Origin of the sequence: Anaeromyxobacter sp. SG66, assembly GCF_022690805.1 — a bacterium.
GTDB lineage: Bacteria > Myxococcota > Myxococcia > Myxococcales > Anaeromyxobacteraceae > Anaeromyxobacter > Anaeromyxobacter soli.
This window is the reverse complement of the sequence record NZ_JALCZC010000110.1, coordinates 1-13,954: the sequence shown is the minus strand read 5'-3', so window position 1 is coordinate 13,954 and position 13,954 is coordinate 1. Positions and strand designations below refer to the sequence as shown.

General features: G+C 74.1%; 9 protein-coding genes and 2 pseudogenes. 3 read left to right on the top strand and 8 right to left on the bottom strand.

Annotated features, from left to right (window positions below; translation table 11 throughout):
• Both MNZ39_RS20250 and MNZ39_RS20245 read left to right on the top strand, forming a co-directional pair.
• Positions 1-400: pseudogene (locus MNZ39_RS20250) on the top strand (phosphohydrolase); the annotation flags it as partial.
• A 63-nt stretch (positions 401-463) separates the two neighbouring features.
• Entirely contained in the window at positions 464-1,189 is a 726-nt protein-coding gene (locus tag MNZ39_RS20245; protein WP_242340899.1) for an HAD family phosphatase, read from the top strand.
• Positions 1,190-1,288: 99 nt separating this feature from the next.
• Here MNZ39_RS20245 and MNZ39_RS20240 read toward each other — a convergent pair whose 3' ends face one another.
• The 5 genes from MNZ39_RS20240 to MNZ39_RS20220 all read right to left on the bottom strand — a co-directional run bounded on the left by MNZ39_RS20240 (position 1,289) and on the right by MNZ39_RS20220 (position 8,063).
• Positions 1,289-2,065, bottom strand: coding sequence for a TatD family hydrolase (locus tag MNZ39_RS20240; RefSeq protein ID WP_242340898.1), 777 nt, complete (start codon positions 2,063-2,065; stop codon positions 1,289-1,291).
• A gap of 45 nt (positions 2,066-2,110) precedes the next feature.
• Positions 2,111-4,195, bottom strand: coding sequence for a methionine--tRNA ligase (metG, locus tag MNZ39_RS20235; RefSeq protein WP_242340897.1), 2,085 nt, complete (start codon positions 4,193-4,195; stop codon positions 2,111-2,113).
• A complete protein-coding gene (locus MNZ39_RS20230) occupies positions 4,192-5,565 on the bottom strand; it encodes a DNA polymerase III subunit delta (protein ID WP_242340896.1) in 1,374 nt (457 codons plus the stop codon). Before MNZ39_RS20230 ends, metG begins: the two co-directional genes overlap by 4 nt.
• Positions 5,552-6,595 (bottom strand): DNA polymerase III subunit delta', encoded by a 1,044-nt coding sequence (holB, locus tag MNZ39_RS20225; protein ID WP_242340895.1) that lies wholly within the window; start codon positions 6,593-6,595, stop codon positions 5,552-5,554. The genes MNZ39_RS20230 and holB overlap by 14 nt, the downstream gene beginning before the upstream one ends.
• 73 nt (positions 6,596-6,668) lie before the next feature.
• Positions 6,669-8,063 carry an ATP-binding protein gene (locus MNZ39_RS20220; protein WP_242340894.1) on the bottom strand — a complete coding sequence of 465 codons (1,395 nt, stop codon included), beginning with the start codon at positions 8,061-8,063 and terminating at the stop codon, positions 6,669-6,671.
• A gap of 136 nt (positions 8,064-8,199) precedes the next feature.
• Between MNZ39_RS20220 and MNZ39_RS20215 the strand changes: the two genes are divergently transcribed.
• A complete protein-coding gene (locus MNZ39_RS20215; protein ID WP_242340893.1) occupies positions 8,200-8,703 on the top strand; it encodes a DivIVA domain-containing protein in 504 nt (167 codons plus the stop codon).
• Positions 8,704-9,187: 484 nt separating this feature from the next.
• On the opposite strand, the pseudogene MNZ39_RS20210 reads toward MNZ39_RS20215, so the two are convergent.
• The 3 genes and pseudogenes from MNZ39_RS20210 to MNZ39_RS20200 form a co-directional block, all read right to left on the bottom strand.
• Positions 9,188-10,123 (bottom strand): annotated as a pseudogene (locus tag MNZ39_RS20210) (HNH endonuclease); the annotation flags it as partial.
• 614 nt (positions 10,124-10,737) lie between these two features.
• Complete coding sequence (gene polA / locus MNZ39_RS20205; RefSeq protein WP_242340891.1) at positions 10,738-13,437, bottom strand: DNA polymerase I; 2,700 nt, start codon at positions 13,435-13,437, stop codon at positions 10,738-10,740.
• A gap of 118 nt (positions 13,438-13,555) precedes the next feature.
• The coding region (locus MNZ39_RS20200; protein WP_242340890.1) for an FHA domain-containing protein at positions 13,556-13,954 on the bottom strand (399 nt) is incomplete at its 5' end.

Here is a 13,954-nt window from a genome sequence, read left to right as displayed (position 1 = left end):
GCGTACGGCGGAGGCACAGGCGCGGCCCGAGGGCGCCGTGCGCGAGGCGCGCCCCGAGCGCGGCCCGCGCGAGCACCGCGGCGGCCCCGGCGAGCACCGCGGGCCCGGCGGCTTCGGCGACAAGAAGCGGGGCTACACGGGGCCGCGGCTCCCCGGCGACAAGGGGCCGCATCGCCCGCCCGAGAAGAAGAACCTGACGCACAACCCGTTCGCCGCGCTCGCTGCCAAGCTCGAGGACACCGGCAAGGCGGAGGCGCCTCCTCACGCCGAGGAGCCGGCCACGCCGGCCTCCGCTCCCGTGGAGGCCGCTCCGGAGACCGCGCCGGTGGACTCCGCACCCGAGCAGGCGTCTGCCGCCCCGGCCGACGCCCCCGCGGCCGAGCCGAAGCAGGGCACGTAAGCGCCCTGACGCGCGTACAATCGCCCCCGTGCGCCCGACGACCGGGCGCGCGGGGGCTCCCTGATGGTTCCGTTCGGCCGCACGGCGGCGATCTTCGACGTCGACGACTCGCTCCTCGACGGGAACGCCGGCACGATCTTCACCTGGTACCTGTACAACCAGAAGGTGATGCGGCCGGAGATGCGCGCGCGGATCCCGCGCATCATCTACGAGTACGCCCGCCACCGGCTGACCGAGCAGGACATGGTCGAGGTCGGCTCGCGCTGCCAGCAGGGCCTCTACGCCGACGACCTCCGCGCCCACGCGCACGCCTGCTTCGAGCGCCACCTGCGCAGGCGCATCACCTCCGGCGCGATGCGCCACATCCGCCGGCACCTGCTGTCCGGCCACTTCGTCCTCATCGCGTCCGGGTCGCCGCAGTACGTGGTGGACGAGATCGGCCGGCACCTGCGCGTCCACGCGGCGATCGGGACCCGCACGCGCGTGGTGGACGGCAAGGTGACGGACCAGATCGTCCCGCCGGTCGTGTTCCGCGAGGGCAAGCGCGCGGCCGTGGAGGCGGTGCTCGAGAAGTGGGACCTCGACCCGTCGCGCAGCTGGCTCTACTCCGACTCCATCGCCGACGTGCCGCTGTTCGAGGCGGTGGGGAACCCGGTGGTCGTGAACCCCAAGGCGCCGTTCCGCGCGTTCGCCCAGCGCCGGGGCTGGGAGCTCCAGGAGTGGCGCGAGCGGAACCGGCCCGGGGAGCCGGGCGACGTCGCGGACGAGTGGGGCAGCTGGGGCGGGTAGCCTCAACGATCAATTCGCGAACAGGCGAGCAAAGCGAGTCCGCCGGGGCGCACGTGCGCGCGGAGCTTCGCTCGGCGGGGCGGGGGGCGCAGCCCCCGGTCAGATCCGGAACAGGCGCCGCACGTTCGCCGTCGTCGCGGCCGCGACCTCGTCGAGCGTCGCGCCCCACAGCTCCGCCACCTTCTCCGCGGTCTTCACCACGTAGGCGGGCTCGTTGCGCTTCCCGCGGAAGGGCACCGGCGCGAGGAACGGGCTGTCGGTCTCGACGAGGAGCCGGTCGCGCGGGACGATCCTCACGGCCTCGCGGATCGCGTCCGCCGTCTTGAACGTCACGACCCCGGCGACCGAGATGAGGAGGCCGAGGTCGAGGTAGGCGCGCGCGGCGGACACGTCGCCGGTGAAGCAGTGGATGACCCCGCCCGCGGCCGGCACCCCTTCCTCGCGGAGGATCGCCGCGCAGTCCGCGTCCGCCTCGCGCACGTGGACGACGAGCGGCTTCGCCGCGGCGCGCGCCATGCGGATCGAGCGGCGGAACCCCGCGCGCTGATCCTCGCGGGGCGAGTGGTCGTAGTGGTAGTCGAGGCCGGTCTCCCCGACCGCGACGACGCGTGCGTCCGCCGCGAGCCGGGCCGCGGTCGCCCAGTCCTCCTCCGGGACGCGCGCGGCCTCGTGCGGGTGGACGCCGATCGTCGCGCTGAAGAAGCCGGGATCGCGGGTCGCGAGCTCGAGCGCGTTGCCGAAGTCTCCAGGCTTGCGCCACAGCCCCACGCAGACGACGCGCTCGAGCCCGGCGGCGCGCGCCCGCGCGACGACGCCGTCGAGGTCCTGGGCGTAGTCCTCGTAGTCGAGGTGGGCGTGAGAGTCGATGAGCCCCATGCGATCCGTCTCCCCTGCCCTCCCCGGCCGCGCGTCGCCCCCGCCCTACTTCACGCGCGTCCCGGGCGCGATCGAGTCGGCGACCGTCACCACCGACAGGTTCGGCGGCTCGCCCGCGGCGAGGAGCATGCCCTGCGAGGTGATGCCGCGCAGCGGGCGCGGCGCCAGGTTCGCGACGACGACGATCCGCCTGCCGACGAGCGCGCCGGGATCCGGGTACGCCTGCGCGATGCCGGCGACGATGGTGCGCGGCTCGGGATCGCCGGCCTCGACGGTGAGCTTCAGGAGCTTGTCCGCCCCCTGGACCTTCTCGGCAGCGCGCACGAGGGCCACGCGGAGCTCGAGCCTGGCGAAGTCGTCGTACTGGATGACGCCCGGGGGCGGAGGCGGCGCCGGCTTCGCGCTCGCCTTGGTGGCGGTCTCCGCGGGACTCGTCGCCTTGGCCACCTTGGGAGGCGGCGCCTTCGCCTCGGGCGGCACCACGATGAGCTTCTCCACCTGCTTCGCGTCGAGGCGCGCGATCTGGGGGGGCTTCGCGGCGACGGCGACGGGGCCGCCGGCGAAGGCATCGAAGCCCTCGTCCCAGCGCGCCGGCCGCTCCTGCCCGAACGCCGCGGCGAGGCCGTCGCAGAAGCGCGGCATCACCGGCCAGAGGATCGTGGCGATGCCGCGGAGCGCCTTGGCGCAGGAGTACAGGAGCGCCCGGCTCGCCGCCGAGGCCGGATCCTCCCAGGGCTTCGCCTCCTGGAGCCGCTTGTTGCAGCGGTCCGCCACCTGGTTCGCCGCGCGGACCACCTCGCGGTACTCCAGCGCGCCGTACGCGGCGCGCGCCTGCGCGAGGGCCGTGCGCGTCACCTCGACGAGCGCCGGCTCCGGGGCCTCCGCGAGCGGCGCCCCCGCGCGGGGGACGAGCGCCGCGACGCGCGAGGCGAGGTTCGCGACGTTGTTCGCGAGGTCGGCGTTGACGCGGTTGCGGAACTCGTCGAGCGCGAGGTCGAGGTCCTGCACGCTCGGCCCGAGGTTCGCCGCGTAGAAGTAGCGGAGCAGCTCGGGGTCGAGGCCCGAGTCGAGGTAGGTGCGTCCGGTGATGAAGCTCCCGCGGGTCTTCGACATCTTCTCGCCGTTCACGGTGAGGTGCCCGTGCACCGGCATCCGGTCCGGCCGCTTCAGGCCGGCCGCCCAGAGCATCGCCGGCCAGAACACCGCATGGAAGCGCAGGATGTCCTTGCCGATGAAGTGCTCGAGGCGCGCGTCCGCGCCCTCGGCGAGGTAGCGGCGCTCGAACTCGGCCGCGGTGAGCCGCTCGCCCTCCGGCGCCTCCTCCGTGAAGTAGTGCTCCGCCGAGGAGAGGTAGCCGATGGGGGCGTCCACCCAGACGTACAGGAACTTGCCGGCGAACTCCGGATCCTTCACCGGGAACCCGAAGTAAGGCGCGTCGCGCGTGATGCACCAGTCCTGAAGGTCGGCGAGCCAGCCCTTCACCTGCTCCCGCACCCCCGGCTCGAGGTGCCCCTCCTCCTCCACCCACGCGCGGATGATCCCCTGGGCCTTCTTCAGATCCACGTAGGCGTGGTCCGACGAGCGCACGACGGGCGTGCTGCCGCAGATCGCGCAGCGCGGGTCGATGAGGTCGCGGGGGTCGTAGGTCGTTCCGCAGACCTCGCAGACGTCCCCGTACTGGTCCTTCGCGCCGCACTTCGGGCAGGTGCCCTTCACGAAGCGGTCGGGCAGGAAGCGCCGGTCGGTCTCGCAGTAGAGCTGCTCGATCGAGCGCTTGTAGATGAGCCCCTTCGCCTTGAGGGCGTCGTAGACGCGGTACGCCCAGCGCGCGTTCTCGGGCGAGTCCGTCGTGTAATACGTCGAGAACTCGACCCCGAACCGGGCGAAGTCCTGGTGCTGCTCGGCGCGGTACTTCTCGACGAACGCCTTCGGCGTCATCCCGGCCTTCGCGGCGTTCAGCTCGATGGGCGTGCCGTGGGAGTCGGCCGCGCAGACGTAGGTGACGTGGTCGCCGCACGCCCGCCGGAACCGCACGTAGACGTCGGTCTGGATGTACTCGACGAGGTGGCCGAGGTGGATCGACCCGTTCGCGTAAGGGAGCGCGCTCGTCACGAGGAGACGCTGGCTCAAGGGTGGCTCCTTTCGATGTGTCCGCTGGCGAGCAGGCCGAGGAGGACGCGCTCGAGGCGGATCCGCCCGTCCTGCCCGCTCTTCATGGCGACGTCCGCCTCCGCGAGCGCGGCGAGGCCGTCGAGCAGCTCGGCCCGCGAGAAGCGCAGCGCCGCCTGGTACTTCATCCAGAACCCGTAGGGCTTCTTGCCCTTCGCCTCGTCCTCGGGGACGAGCGGGAAGACCTCGGCCTCCCACTCCCGCGCCGAGCCGATGCGCCGGTCGCCCACCGCGCGGCGCGCGCGCTCCCGCTCGACGATCATCCGCCGGACGGTGCTCGCGAGCGAGCCGAGCAGCATGAACGGGCTCCCGCCGTCCGCGATCGCGCGCTCGAGCACGCCCAGCGCCTGCGGGAGGTCGCGGGCCTCGACGGCGTTGCCGAGCGCGAAGAAGGGATCCGAGGCGACGCGGGTCACCACCGCGTCGACGTCCTCCGCGCCGATGACCTTCCGGTCGCCGACGTAGGCGGCGAGCTTCGCGACCTCGGAGGCGAGCGTGCGCGCGTCCTCGCCGACGAGCGCCGCGAGCCGGGCCTCGCCGGCGCGGTCGACGCGCTTGCCGGTCCCCGCGAGGAGCGACTCGAGCACGGGGCCGAGGACGAGCCGCTGCGCGTCCCACGTGCCCTCCTTCTCCAGCTGGATCGTGACCCGGCGCCCGGCCGCGGCGAGCCGCTTCACGAGCGGGAGCCGCCCGTCCACCTTGCCGGCGGCGACGACGAGGACGTGGCCGCGGGCGAAGCCCCGCTCGAGCGCGGCGTCGAGCGCGGACGCGTCGTCCTTCGAGACCTTGAGCTCGCGCTCCGCCGCGAACCGCGCCGCCCCCTCCACGAACGCCGCGTCGTAAGCGCCTTCCGGCACGCCGAGATCCGCCGCGAGCGCGGCGTGGTCGATCCCCCGGTCCGGCGCGAGGTCCTTCGAGGACCAGCCCGCCTTCGCGGCGAGCGCGAGCAGCCGCCGCGCCGCGTCGCGCTGGGCGCCCTTCGCCCACTGGTCCTTCGCGCGCCGGAACGCGTCCTCCGCGTCCTCCTTCGAGGTGAGGAACGCCGGCTCGTGGAGGAGCACGACCTTGCCGCCGCCGAAGAGGCCGCCGGTGGACAGCTCGGCCGCGACCTCGGCGGGCGAGGTGGCGGGGTCGAGCTCGACGAGGTTCAGCGCGCGCTGCGCCTCCGGGACGAGCGCCGAGGCGAGCTCGCGCGCCGCGCGCAGCGCGAGGAACGCGTCGCCGTCGAGCAGGTAGACGGGACGCGGCGCCCCGCCGCGGACGTCCGCGAGGCAGGTCTCGAGCGTGGCGCCCGCCGCGCCGCGCGGCGCCGTCCCCCTACCCCCGGCCATGGAACCACGCGATGAGCATGCGCTCGAGTGCGAGGGTCGCCGACGCGTTCTGGCGCAGGGCGGCGGCGGTCTTCTGGACCTCCTCGCGTCGCCGGACGATCTCCGCGGGCGAGAGCGCCGCGGCGGCGCGCCGGGTGGCCTCGGCGAGATCCCCGAGGGCGAGCTCGGCGGCTCCGGCGCGCGCCGCCAGGACGTCCCGCAGCCAGACCGCGAGGAGCGCGCACAGCTCGGCCGCGCTCTCGCGGTCGTCGCCGTGCTCGCGCGCGAAGGCGAGCCAGGCGCCTGCGTCGGCGGGATCGAGGGCGGCGGCGGCCAGCACCGCGTCCCGCTCGGCGGCGAGCGTCTCCGCGTCGAGCGCGAGGGCGCGCGCCAGCGAGCCCCCCGCGAGCGCGGCCGCGAGCCGCGCCTCCCCGGCAGGCCGGCCCTCCGCCTCGAGCCGCGCCGCGACCGCCGCCGCCGGCAGCGGCGCGAACGGCACGCGCAGGCAGCGCGAGCGGATTGTGGGCAGGAGCGCGTCGGGGCTCGACGCCACGAGCACGAGCGTCGTGTCGTCGGGCGGCTCCTCGAGCGTCTTGAGGAGCGCGTTCTGGGCCTGAGGGTTCATCGCGTCGGCGGGATCGAGGACGACGAACCGGCGGCGCCCCTCGAAGCGCTTCAGGGCGAGGCGGCGGTCCACCACGTCCCGCACCTGGTCCACGACGATGTCCTTGGAGGGCGCGCGGCCGCCCTTCGGATCCCACCTCCCGGCCTTGGCCATCACGCGCTCCTCGTGGAGCACGAGCACGTCCGGGTGGACGCCGCGCGCGATCTTCCGGCACGGCCCGCACGTGCCGCAGGCGTCGTCGCGGCTCCCGCCCTCTGGCGCCGGGGCCTCGCAGTTCGCGGCCTGCGCGAGGAGCCGGGCCGCCGTCGCCTTCCCGACGCCCTCCGGACCACCGAACAGGTACGCGTGGTGGAGCGCGCCGCGCCGCAGGGCGGATCGCAGCGAGGACACGGCGCGATCCTGCGCGATGAGCTCGGAGAACGGCATGACGCGGCGCGGAAGATAACATAAGGGGCGCGCCGGGCGGCCGCCGCGCGCGCTGCGCACCGGCGAGAGGGGATCAGTTCATCCGCCCCGCGAGCCGGGCGACCGCCGCGGTCAGCTCCGCGGGCTCCACCGGCTTCGCGAGGTAGACCTGGAAGCCCGCGAGCAGCGCCTCCGTCCGATCCTCCGCCTGGGTGTAGGCGGTGAGCGCGGCCGCGGGGACGCGCCCGCCGCGCGTCGCCTCGAGGCTGCGGATCTTGCGGATGAGCGCGTACCCGTCCTCCCCGGGCATGCCGAGATCCGACAGGAGCACGTCGGGAGGGCGCGCGGAGAGCGCCGCGAGCGCCTCGCGCGCGGACGCCGCCGCGGTCACGAGGGCGCCGGCCGCCTCCAGCACCTGACGGACCACGTCGAGGGTGTCGGGATCGTCGTCGACGACGAGCACCCGCACGCGCTCGAGCCCCGCGAGCGGCCGAAGCTCGCGCGGCCCGGTCGGCGGCGCCGGAGCCGTCTCCGACGTTCGCCGGGGCCGCTGAGGCGAGATGGGCAGCCGCACGGCGAACGTCGCGCCCCGCCCCGGGCCGTCGCTCGACGCGGAGACGGAGCCGCCGTGCGCCTCCACGAGGTGCCGCACCAGCGCGAGGCCGAGGCCGAGCCCCCCGTGGGCGCGCGTCGAGGACGAGTCCGCCTGGCGGAACCGCTCGAAGAGGTGCGGCAGGAACGCCGGGTCGAGCCCCGCGCCCGTGTCGCGCACGTGGATGGTCACCTCGTCCCCCTCGCGCGCGAGCCGGATCTCCACGCGACCGCCGGGCGGCGTGAACTTGATGGCGTTCGAGAGCAGGTTCCAGACGACCTGCTGCAGCCGCCCCGGATCGCCCGCCACCGGCCCGGCGCGCGGCACGAGCACCGCCGCGATCGAGATGCTCCGCGCCGCCGCGGCAGGACGGACGGCCTCGAGCGCCGCCTCGATGACCGGCACGAGCTCGACGGGACGCACGTCGAGCCGCAGCTGGCCCCGCACGATGCGCGACGCGTCGAGCAGGTCGTCCACGATCTGCGCCTGCGCCTGGGCGCTCCGCTCGATGGTCTCGATCCCGCGCGCGGCCGCGGTCGCGTCGAGCTTGCCGAGCCGGAGGAGCCGCGCCCAGCCGAGCACGGCGTTGAGGGGCGTGCGCAGCTCGTGCGAGACGGTGGAGACGAACTCGTCCTTCGCGCGATCCGAACGCTCCGCCTCCGCGCGCGCACCTCGCTCCCTCGCCTCGAGCCGCGCTCGCTCTTCGCTCGCGCGCTGCCGCTCGGCGTCCAGCTCGCGACGGGCCGTCTCCGCCTCCCGGCGCAGCGTCCCGCCCTCGCGCTCGAGGGTGCTCCTCGCCCTGGAGACCCGCCGGAGCGCGACGCCGAGCGCCACCGCGACCGCCGCCGCGGCGAGCGTCACCGCAGCGAGCAGGATCTGGCCGGCGGACGAGTCCATCGTGGGAGCCTCGACGGGCAGGGATCATAGCGACCGGACGGGGAACCGCGCCGGCCAACCTGTGGGCCGAGGTGGGCCGGGCGAAATGGACAGCCGCGGATGGGTCGGTATCATGACCCACCGGAGCGCGCCCCCAATGAAGATCACGCCCCTCGACATCACTCAGAAGCAGTTCTCCAAGGTGTTCCGCGGCTCCTCCCCCGAGGAGGTCGAGGCGTTCCTCGCCCTCGTGGCGACCGAGTTCGAGTCGCTCGTGAAGGAGAACCTCGCGCTGCGCGAGGAGGACCGCCGCAAGGCCGAGGAGATCGCGGAGTTCAGGAGCCGCGAGCGCGCGCTCCAGGAGACGCTCGTGACGGCCCAGCGGGCCTCCGAGGAGATCCGCGAGTCCGCCCGCAAGGAGGCGGAGATCACGATCTCGGACGCCGAGCTCCAGGCCGAGAAGATCGTCCAGGGCGCGCACCAGCGCTTCCTCCGCATCGTCGACGACATCAACGAGCTGAAGCGCCAGCGCGTCCAGTTCGAGGCGAACGTGCGGACCCTCGCCGAGAGCCACCTGAAGCTCATCGAGGCGTTCCGCGAGCCTGCCCGCGAGGAGACCGTCCAGTACATCCCCTCGCGCCGGAAGGCCGCGGACGAGTAGCGGACGTTCAGAGCGCTCCGGGCCCGCTCGCTCTCATCCTCGCGTAGTCGAGCAGAACGCAGGGGCACGAGCCCGTCGCAGGCGGGGTCGTTTACCGTAGAGCCAGCACCACCGAGCACGGCCACTCGCAGGCGCACGAGCCCGTCGCCGAGCCGGGCGCACGAGGAGCGCAGCCGCGCAGGCGTACTGCTTGCGTTTGAGGATCCGTCACATCTTCGGCTGCTGACCGGAGGGGGGGGAGCGGCTTCGGTCGGACGAGCGGGGAATCGCACGCTCCGGCTGGGCAACGACGGGGTTGGCACGCGCGCACCGGGAAGGCTCCGCGCGGAGCACTGCGGGCGCAGAGCGGTGAGCGTCACCCGATGGGGCGTAAAGGTTCGGAAGCCGGGTAGCACCGAGCGGCGAGTCGTCGCTCTAGCCGCGCGGCCATGTGAACCCAACCCGGTTCGCCGGAGGTCGGCCAACTCCGCTGGCGGCCGCAGCGTCACGGCGCCCACATCCCCAGCTGCATGACGGGACGCAGAGGTGCCACGCCAGCGCCAGAGAGCGGCGTCGGCCCGGCGCTCGCGTCGCGGCGGAAGTGATCCATGTGCTCGCGCCCGAAGGTGTTCTCTGCGTGGAGAAGATTGTGGGCTCGGCAGGCGAGCCGAAGATTGTCGATCGTCGACAGTCCCCCGAGGGCGACGGGTCGGATGTGGTCGAGCTCGAGCTTCCAACGGCTGTTACAGCCGCAGCCGTCCGGACCGACCCAGGCGCAGCGCCCGCCGTCGCGCTTCCACACGGCGCGGCGAACTATCGCCGGGATCGTGGGCCTCGCCCCCGGCGGCTTCGCCGCGACCTGCTTCGCGCCCCTGTTCGAGCCTTCCTCGGAGCCCTCCTTCGCGCACTCCTTCGAACCTTCCTTCGCGTCCTTCGTCTTCCGCTCCGGCGCGGCAGCGCCCTTGCGCTTGCCGTGCTTCTCGATGGCGCAGCGGATCGCCTCGTGGAGCACCGCCGCGAGGTCGCCGTCCGGAACCTTGTGCGACAGGAGTGACCGGAGCGTCTCGAGGTCCTCCTTGCAGGCGCGGTCGAGGGTGACCCGAAGCGACCAGTGCGTCTCCGAGACGGCGAGCGTCTCGGCCCTTCGCTTCGGCTGCGCGACGGTGGGCGGGAGCGCAGGCCGCGAGTCGGCGATGGGGTCCGGGCCGAGGGTCGGTTCAGCAGGGCCGGCCACTGGCGCCGCCTCGGCGCCTGCATCGGACGCCGGGAGCGGTAGCGCTGCGCTCGCTGCGGCGGGCGCGCGCTCGGCCAGCTTGCGGACGCCTGCGCGCGGAGCGGTGCGGGCCTGGACGGAGACGACGAGGTGCTCGACCTCGGCCCGCGTCCGGAAGGCGGCGCGAGCGAGGATGTCGTCCACGTTCTCCTGGGTGAGCACCTGCCCGCGGCGCTATCCGCTGCGCCCTCGTCGATGCCTTTCCGCGGTCTCCGCGCGTGACACGCGCGAGGCGCGTGCGCGAGAGCGGCCCTTCCGCGCCGGCTCCGATGCCGGAGCGCGCTCGAGGCGAGAAGGCGTCAACGGGAAATGTTTCACCCACCGCACCTGGGACGCCCTGCCTCTTCGCGAGAATGCCGCGACATCGGGCGGCACTACCGCTGGCGATAGTTATCACCATGGGTGAAGACGGCCGACCGTCCGTGACGCTCCAGCCCGTGCTCCGGTGCGGCTGCGGAGGCGCCTTCGAGAAGGCCGCACGCACCACGCGCGAAATCATGCCGTCGCCGCGCCCGGCCCGACACGACGAGACGTTCGCCTGCTCCGCCGCCTCCCCGCGTTCATCGGGGTCGAGCACGAGCGCGTGCGCCGACCCCGTCGATGCCCAAATCCGGCACGCGCACTGAAACCGCGGTCGAAACACCCACCGCTCGTCCGGCGAGTACCTGCCGTTGTGATGAATGAGACCGCTTCCGTACGCCGAGCAGCGGAGCGACGAGTCCGCCCGGCGCAGGCAGGCATCGTGCGCCGTAGCCCCAGCAGGCAGGGATCGTGCGCCGTAATCAGTGCGCCTCCGCCCAGCTCCCCCCCACCCCCACCTCCACCTCGAGCGGCACCTCGAGCGCCGCCGCGCCGGACATCTCGCGCCGGACGAGCGCCTCGACCGGCGCGAGCTCGCCTTCGGGGACCTCGAGCACGAGCTCGTCGTGGACCTGGAGGAGCAGCCGGGCCCGGCGCCCCTCGCTCGCGAGCGCGTCGTGCACGCGGATCATCGCGATCTTCACGATGTCCGCGGCCGTGCCCTGGATCGGCGTGTTGATCGCCGTGCGCTCCGCGGCGTTGCGGAGCGCGGGGTTCCGCGCCGCGATCTCAGGCATGGCGCGGACGCGCCCGAACAGCGTGCGCGACTCCCCCGTCGCACGCGCGTCCTCCACCGCCTTCTCGACCCAGCGCCGCACGCCGGCGTAGCGCGTGAAGTACCGGTCGATGATCGCCTGCGCCTCCGCGCCCGGCAGGTCGAGCCGCTGCGAGAGCCCGAAGGCGGAGAGGCCGTAGGCGATCCCGAAGTTCAGCACCTTCGCGATGCGGCGCATGTCCGACGTGACCATGGCGGGCGCGACGCCGAACGTCTCCGCGGCGGTGCGCGTGTGAACGTCGTCGCGGGCGCGGAACGCCTCGAGGAGCGCGGGATCGTGCGAGTAGTGCGCGAGGATCCTGAGCTCGATCTGGGAGTAGTCGGCCGAGAGGAGCCGGGCGCCCTCCGGGGCGACGAACGCCGCGCGGATGCGGCGCGACAGCTCGGTGCGCACCGGGATGTTCTGCAAATTCGGATCGGACGAGGAGAGGCGCCCGGTCGCCGCGCCTGCCTGGTGGAAGGTCGTGTGGATGCGGCTGTCCGCCGGGTCGACGAGCTGAGGGAGCGCGTCGACGTAGGTGCCCTTGAGCTTCGAGAGCCCCCGGTGCTCGAGCACGAGCCGCGGCAGCTCGTGCTGCTCGGCCAGCTTCTCGAGGACGTCCTGGTCGGTGGACGGGCCGGTCTTGAGCCGCTTCAGCACGGGGAGGCCGAGCTCGGTGAAGAGCACCTGCGAGAGCTCGCGGGTGGACGCGATGTTGAAGGGGTGACCGGCGGACGCGTGGATGCGGGTCTCGAGGTCCTGCATGGAGCGCCCGAACTCGGCGCTCATGCCCTCCATGGCGCCGCGGTCGACGAGGATGCCCGCCCGCTCCATCTCCCAGAGCACGGGCACGAGCGGCCGCTCCACGTCCCGGTAGAGGGGCAGGACCTTCTCCTCCTCGAGCGCGCGCTCGAGCGCCGGGACCAGGTCGAGCAGCGAGGCGGCGCACTGCGCGGCCCACGCGCCGGCGCGCTCCACCTCGATCCCCTCGACCGCGACCCGCTCGCTCTTGCGGGCGGCGTCGCCGCCGCTCGGATCGCGCGGCAGCTCGCAGCCGATCCGCTCGCGTGCGACGTCGGCGAGGGCGTGCTCGCGCCGGGTGGGGAGGAGCAGCCGGCTCGCGAGCTCGGTGTCCATCCCCGGCCCCGCGAGCGTGAGCCCGAGCCCCGCGAGCGCGTGCTGCACCGCCTTGCGGTCGTGCGTGTGCTTCGGCGCGTCGCCCTCCAGGAGCGGCCGCAGCGCGGCGCGCACGTCCTCCACGCCGAGCTGCGCGGGCGCCCCGAGGTAGCGGTGGCGCAGCGGCACGTAGAACGCCCTGCCGCCTCCCGCCAGCGCGAGGCCCACCACCGGATCCGTGCGCGGGGCCGGCCCCGCGAGCACGGGCCGGAGCCCCACGGCGGGGGCGGCCGTGAGCGCCGCGACGGCGTCCGCGAGCGCCGCCGCGTCGAGGACGAGCTCCGCGCGCTCCGTGCGCGGCGTCGGCGGGGGCGCGGGCAGGTCCTTCAGGAGCCGGGAGAACTCGAGCTCGGAGAAGAGCGCGCGCACGCGCGAGTCGTCCGGACGTCTCCGCCCGAGCGCCTCGGGCGCGAGCGGGAGGGTGAGGTCGCAGCGCAGCGCCACGAGCTCCCGGTTCATCCGGATGCGCGCCGCGTTCGCGACGATCTTATCCTTCACCTTCTCGCCGCCGCGCGCGACCGCCGCCGGGATCTCGTCGGGCCGGCGCAGCATCTCCTCGACGGTGCCGAAGCGGCGCACCAGCGCCGCCGCGGTCACCTCGCCGATGCCCGCGATCCCCGGCACGTTGTCGATCTTGTCGCCCAGGATCGCCATGTACTCGACGACCTGGTCCGGCCGGACCCCGAGCTTCTTCTCGACCTCCGCGGGCCCGGTCCACCCGCCCCGGCCGCTCGCCTCGGCCATCGGGTCGTAGAGCGAGAGCTTCTCGTCCACGAGCTGCGCGAAGTCCTTGTCGCCCGTGACCACCACGACCTCGTAGCCCTGCTCGCGCGCGCGGCACGCCAGCGTGGCGATGACGTCGTCCGCCTCCACGCCTCCCTCCTCGATGCGCGGCACGGCGAGGGCGTCCGCCACCTCCCGCACGAGGGGGAACTGCGCGCGCAGATCGTCTGGCGCCTCGGGGCGGTTCGCCTTGTAGGTGGGGTCGATCTCGTTCCGGAAGCTCTTGCGCCCCGCGTCCATGACGAGCGCGACGTGCGTCGGCGCGTGCTCGCGGAGCGCCTTGAGGAGCATCGTCGTGAAGCCGTAGACCGCGTTGGTCGGCGTCCCGCGGGTGGTCGAGAGGTGCGGGATCGCGTGATAGGCGCGGAAGACGAAGCCCGAGCCGTCGATGAGCGTCAGGGTGGGCATGCGGGACGGAACGATAGTCCCACGCGCCGGCGCGGGCAGCGGGAAAACGCGGCGCGCCCGCGAGTCGCGAGGCGGTGCGGCGGAAACGTCGCGGCCCAGGGCCCGCGCGAGGGACGCCTCACCGCAGCGCGCAGCGCAGCCGCTCGGCGCACACGAAGTACTCGTCGCCGTCCTCGATGCGCCGGCGGGCGATCCGCTCGCGCCGGAACCACGTGCCGTTCGACGAGCCGAGGTCCTCGATGAGCCAGCCCGGCCCCTCGCGCACGATGGCGACGTGCTCGCGGGACACCTTCGCGCTGTCCACGACGAGGTCGCAGTGCCGTCCCCGGCCGATGACGAAGCGATCCTTCGCGACCGGCACCTCGGTGCCGTCGTCGCGCACGAGCACGAGCGCGGACGCGACGGCCGCCGCGGCCGACGGCGCAGGCGAGGCGGCCGGAGCCGCCGCGACGGCGGCCGGCACCGGCGGGGGCGCGCGCATCTCGCGCTCGAGCCGCGCGGCCGTGTCGAGCACCTG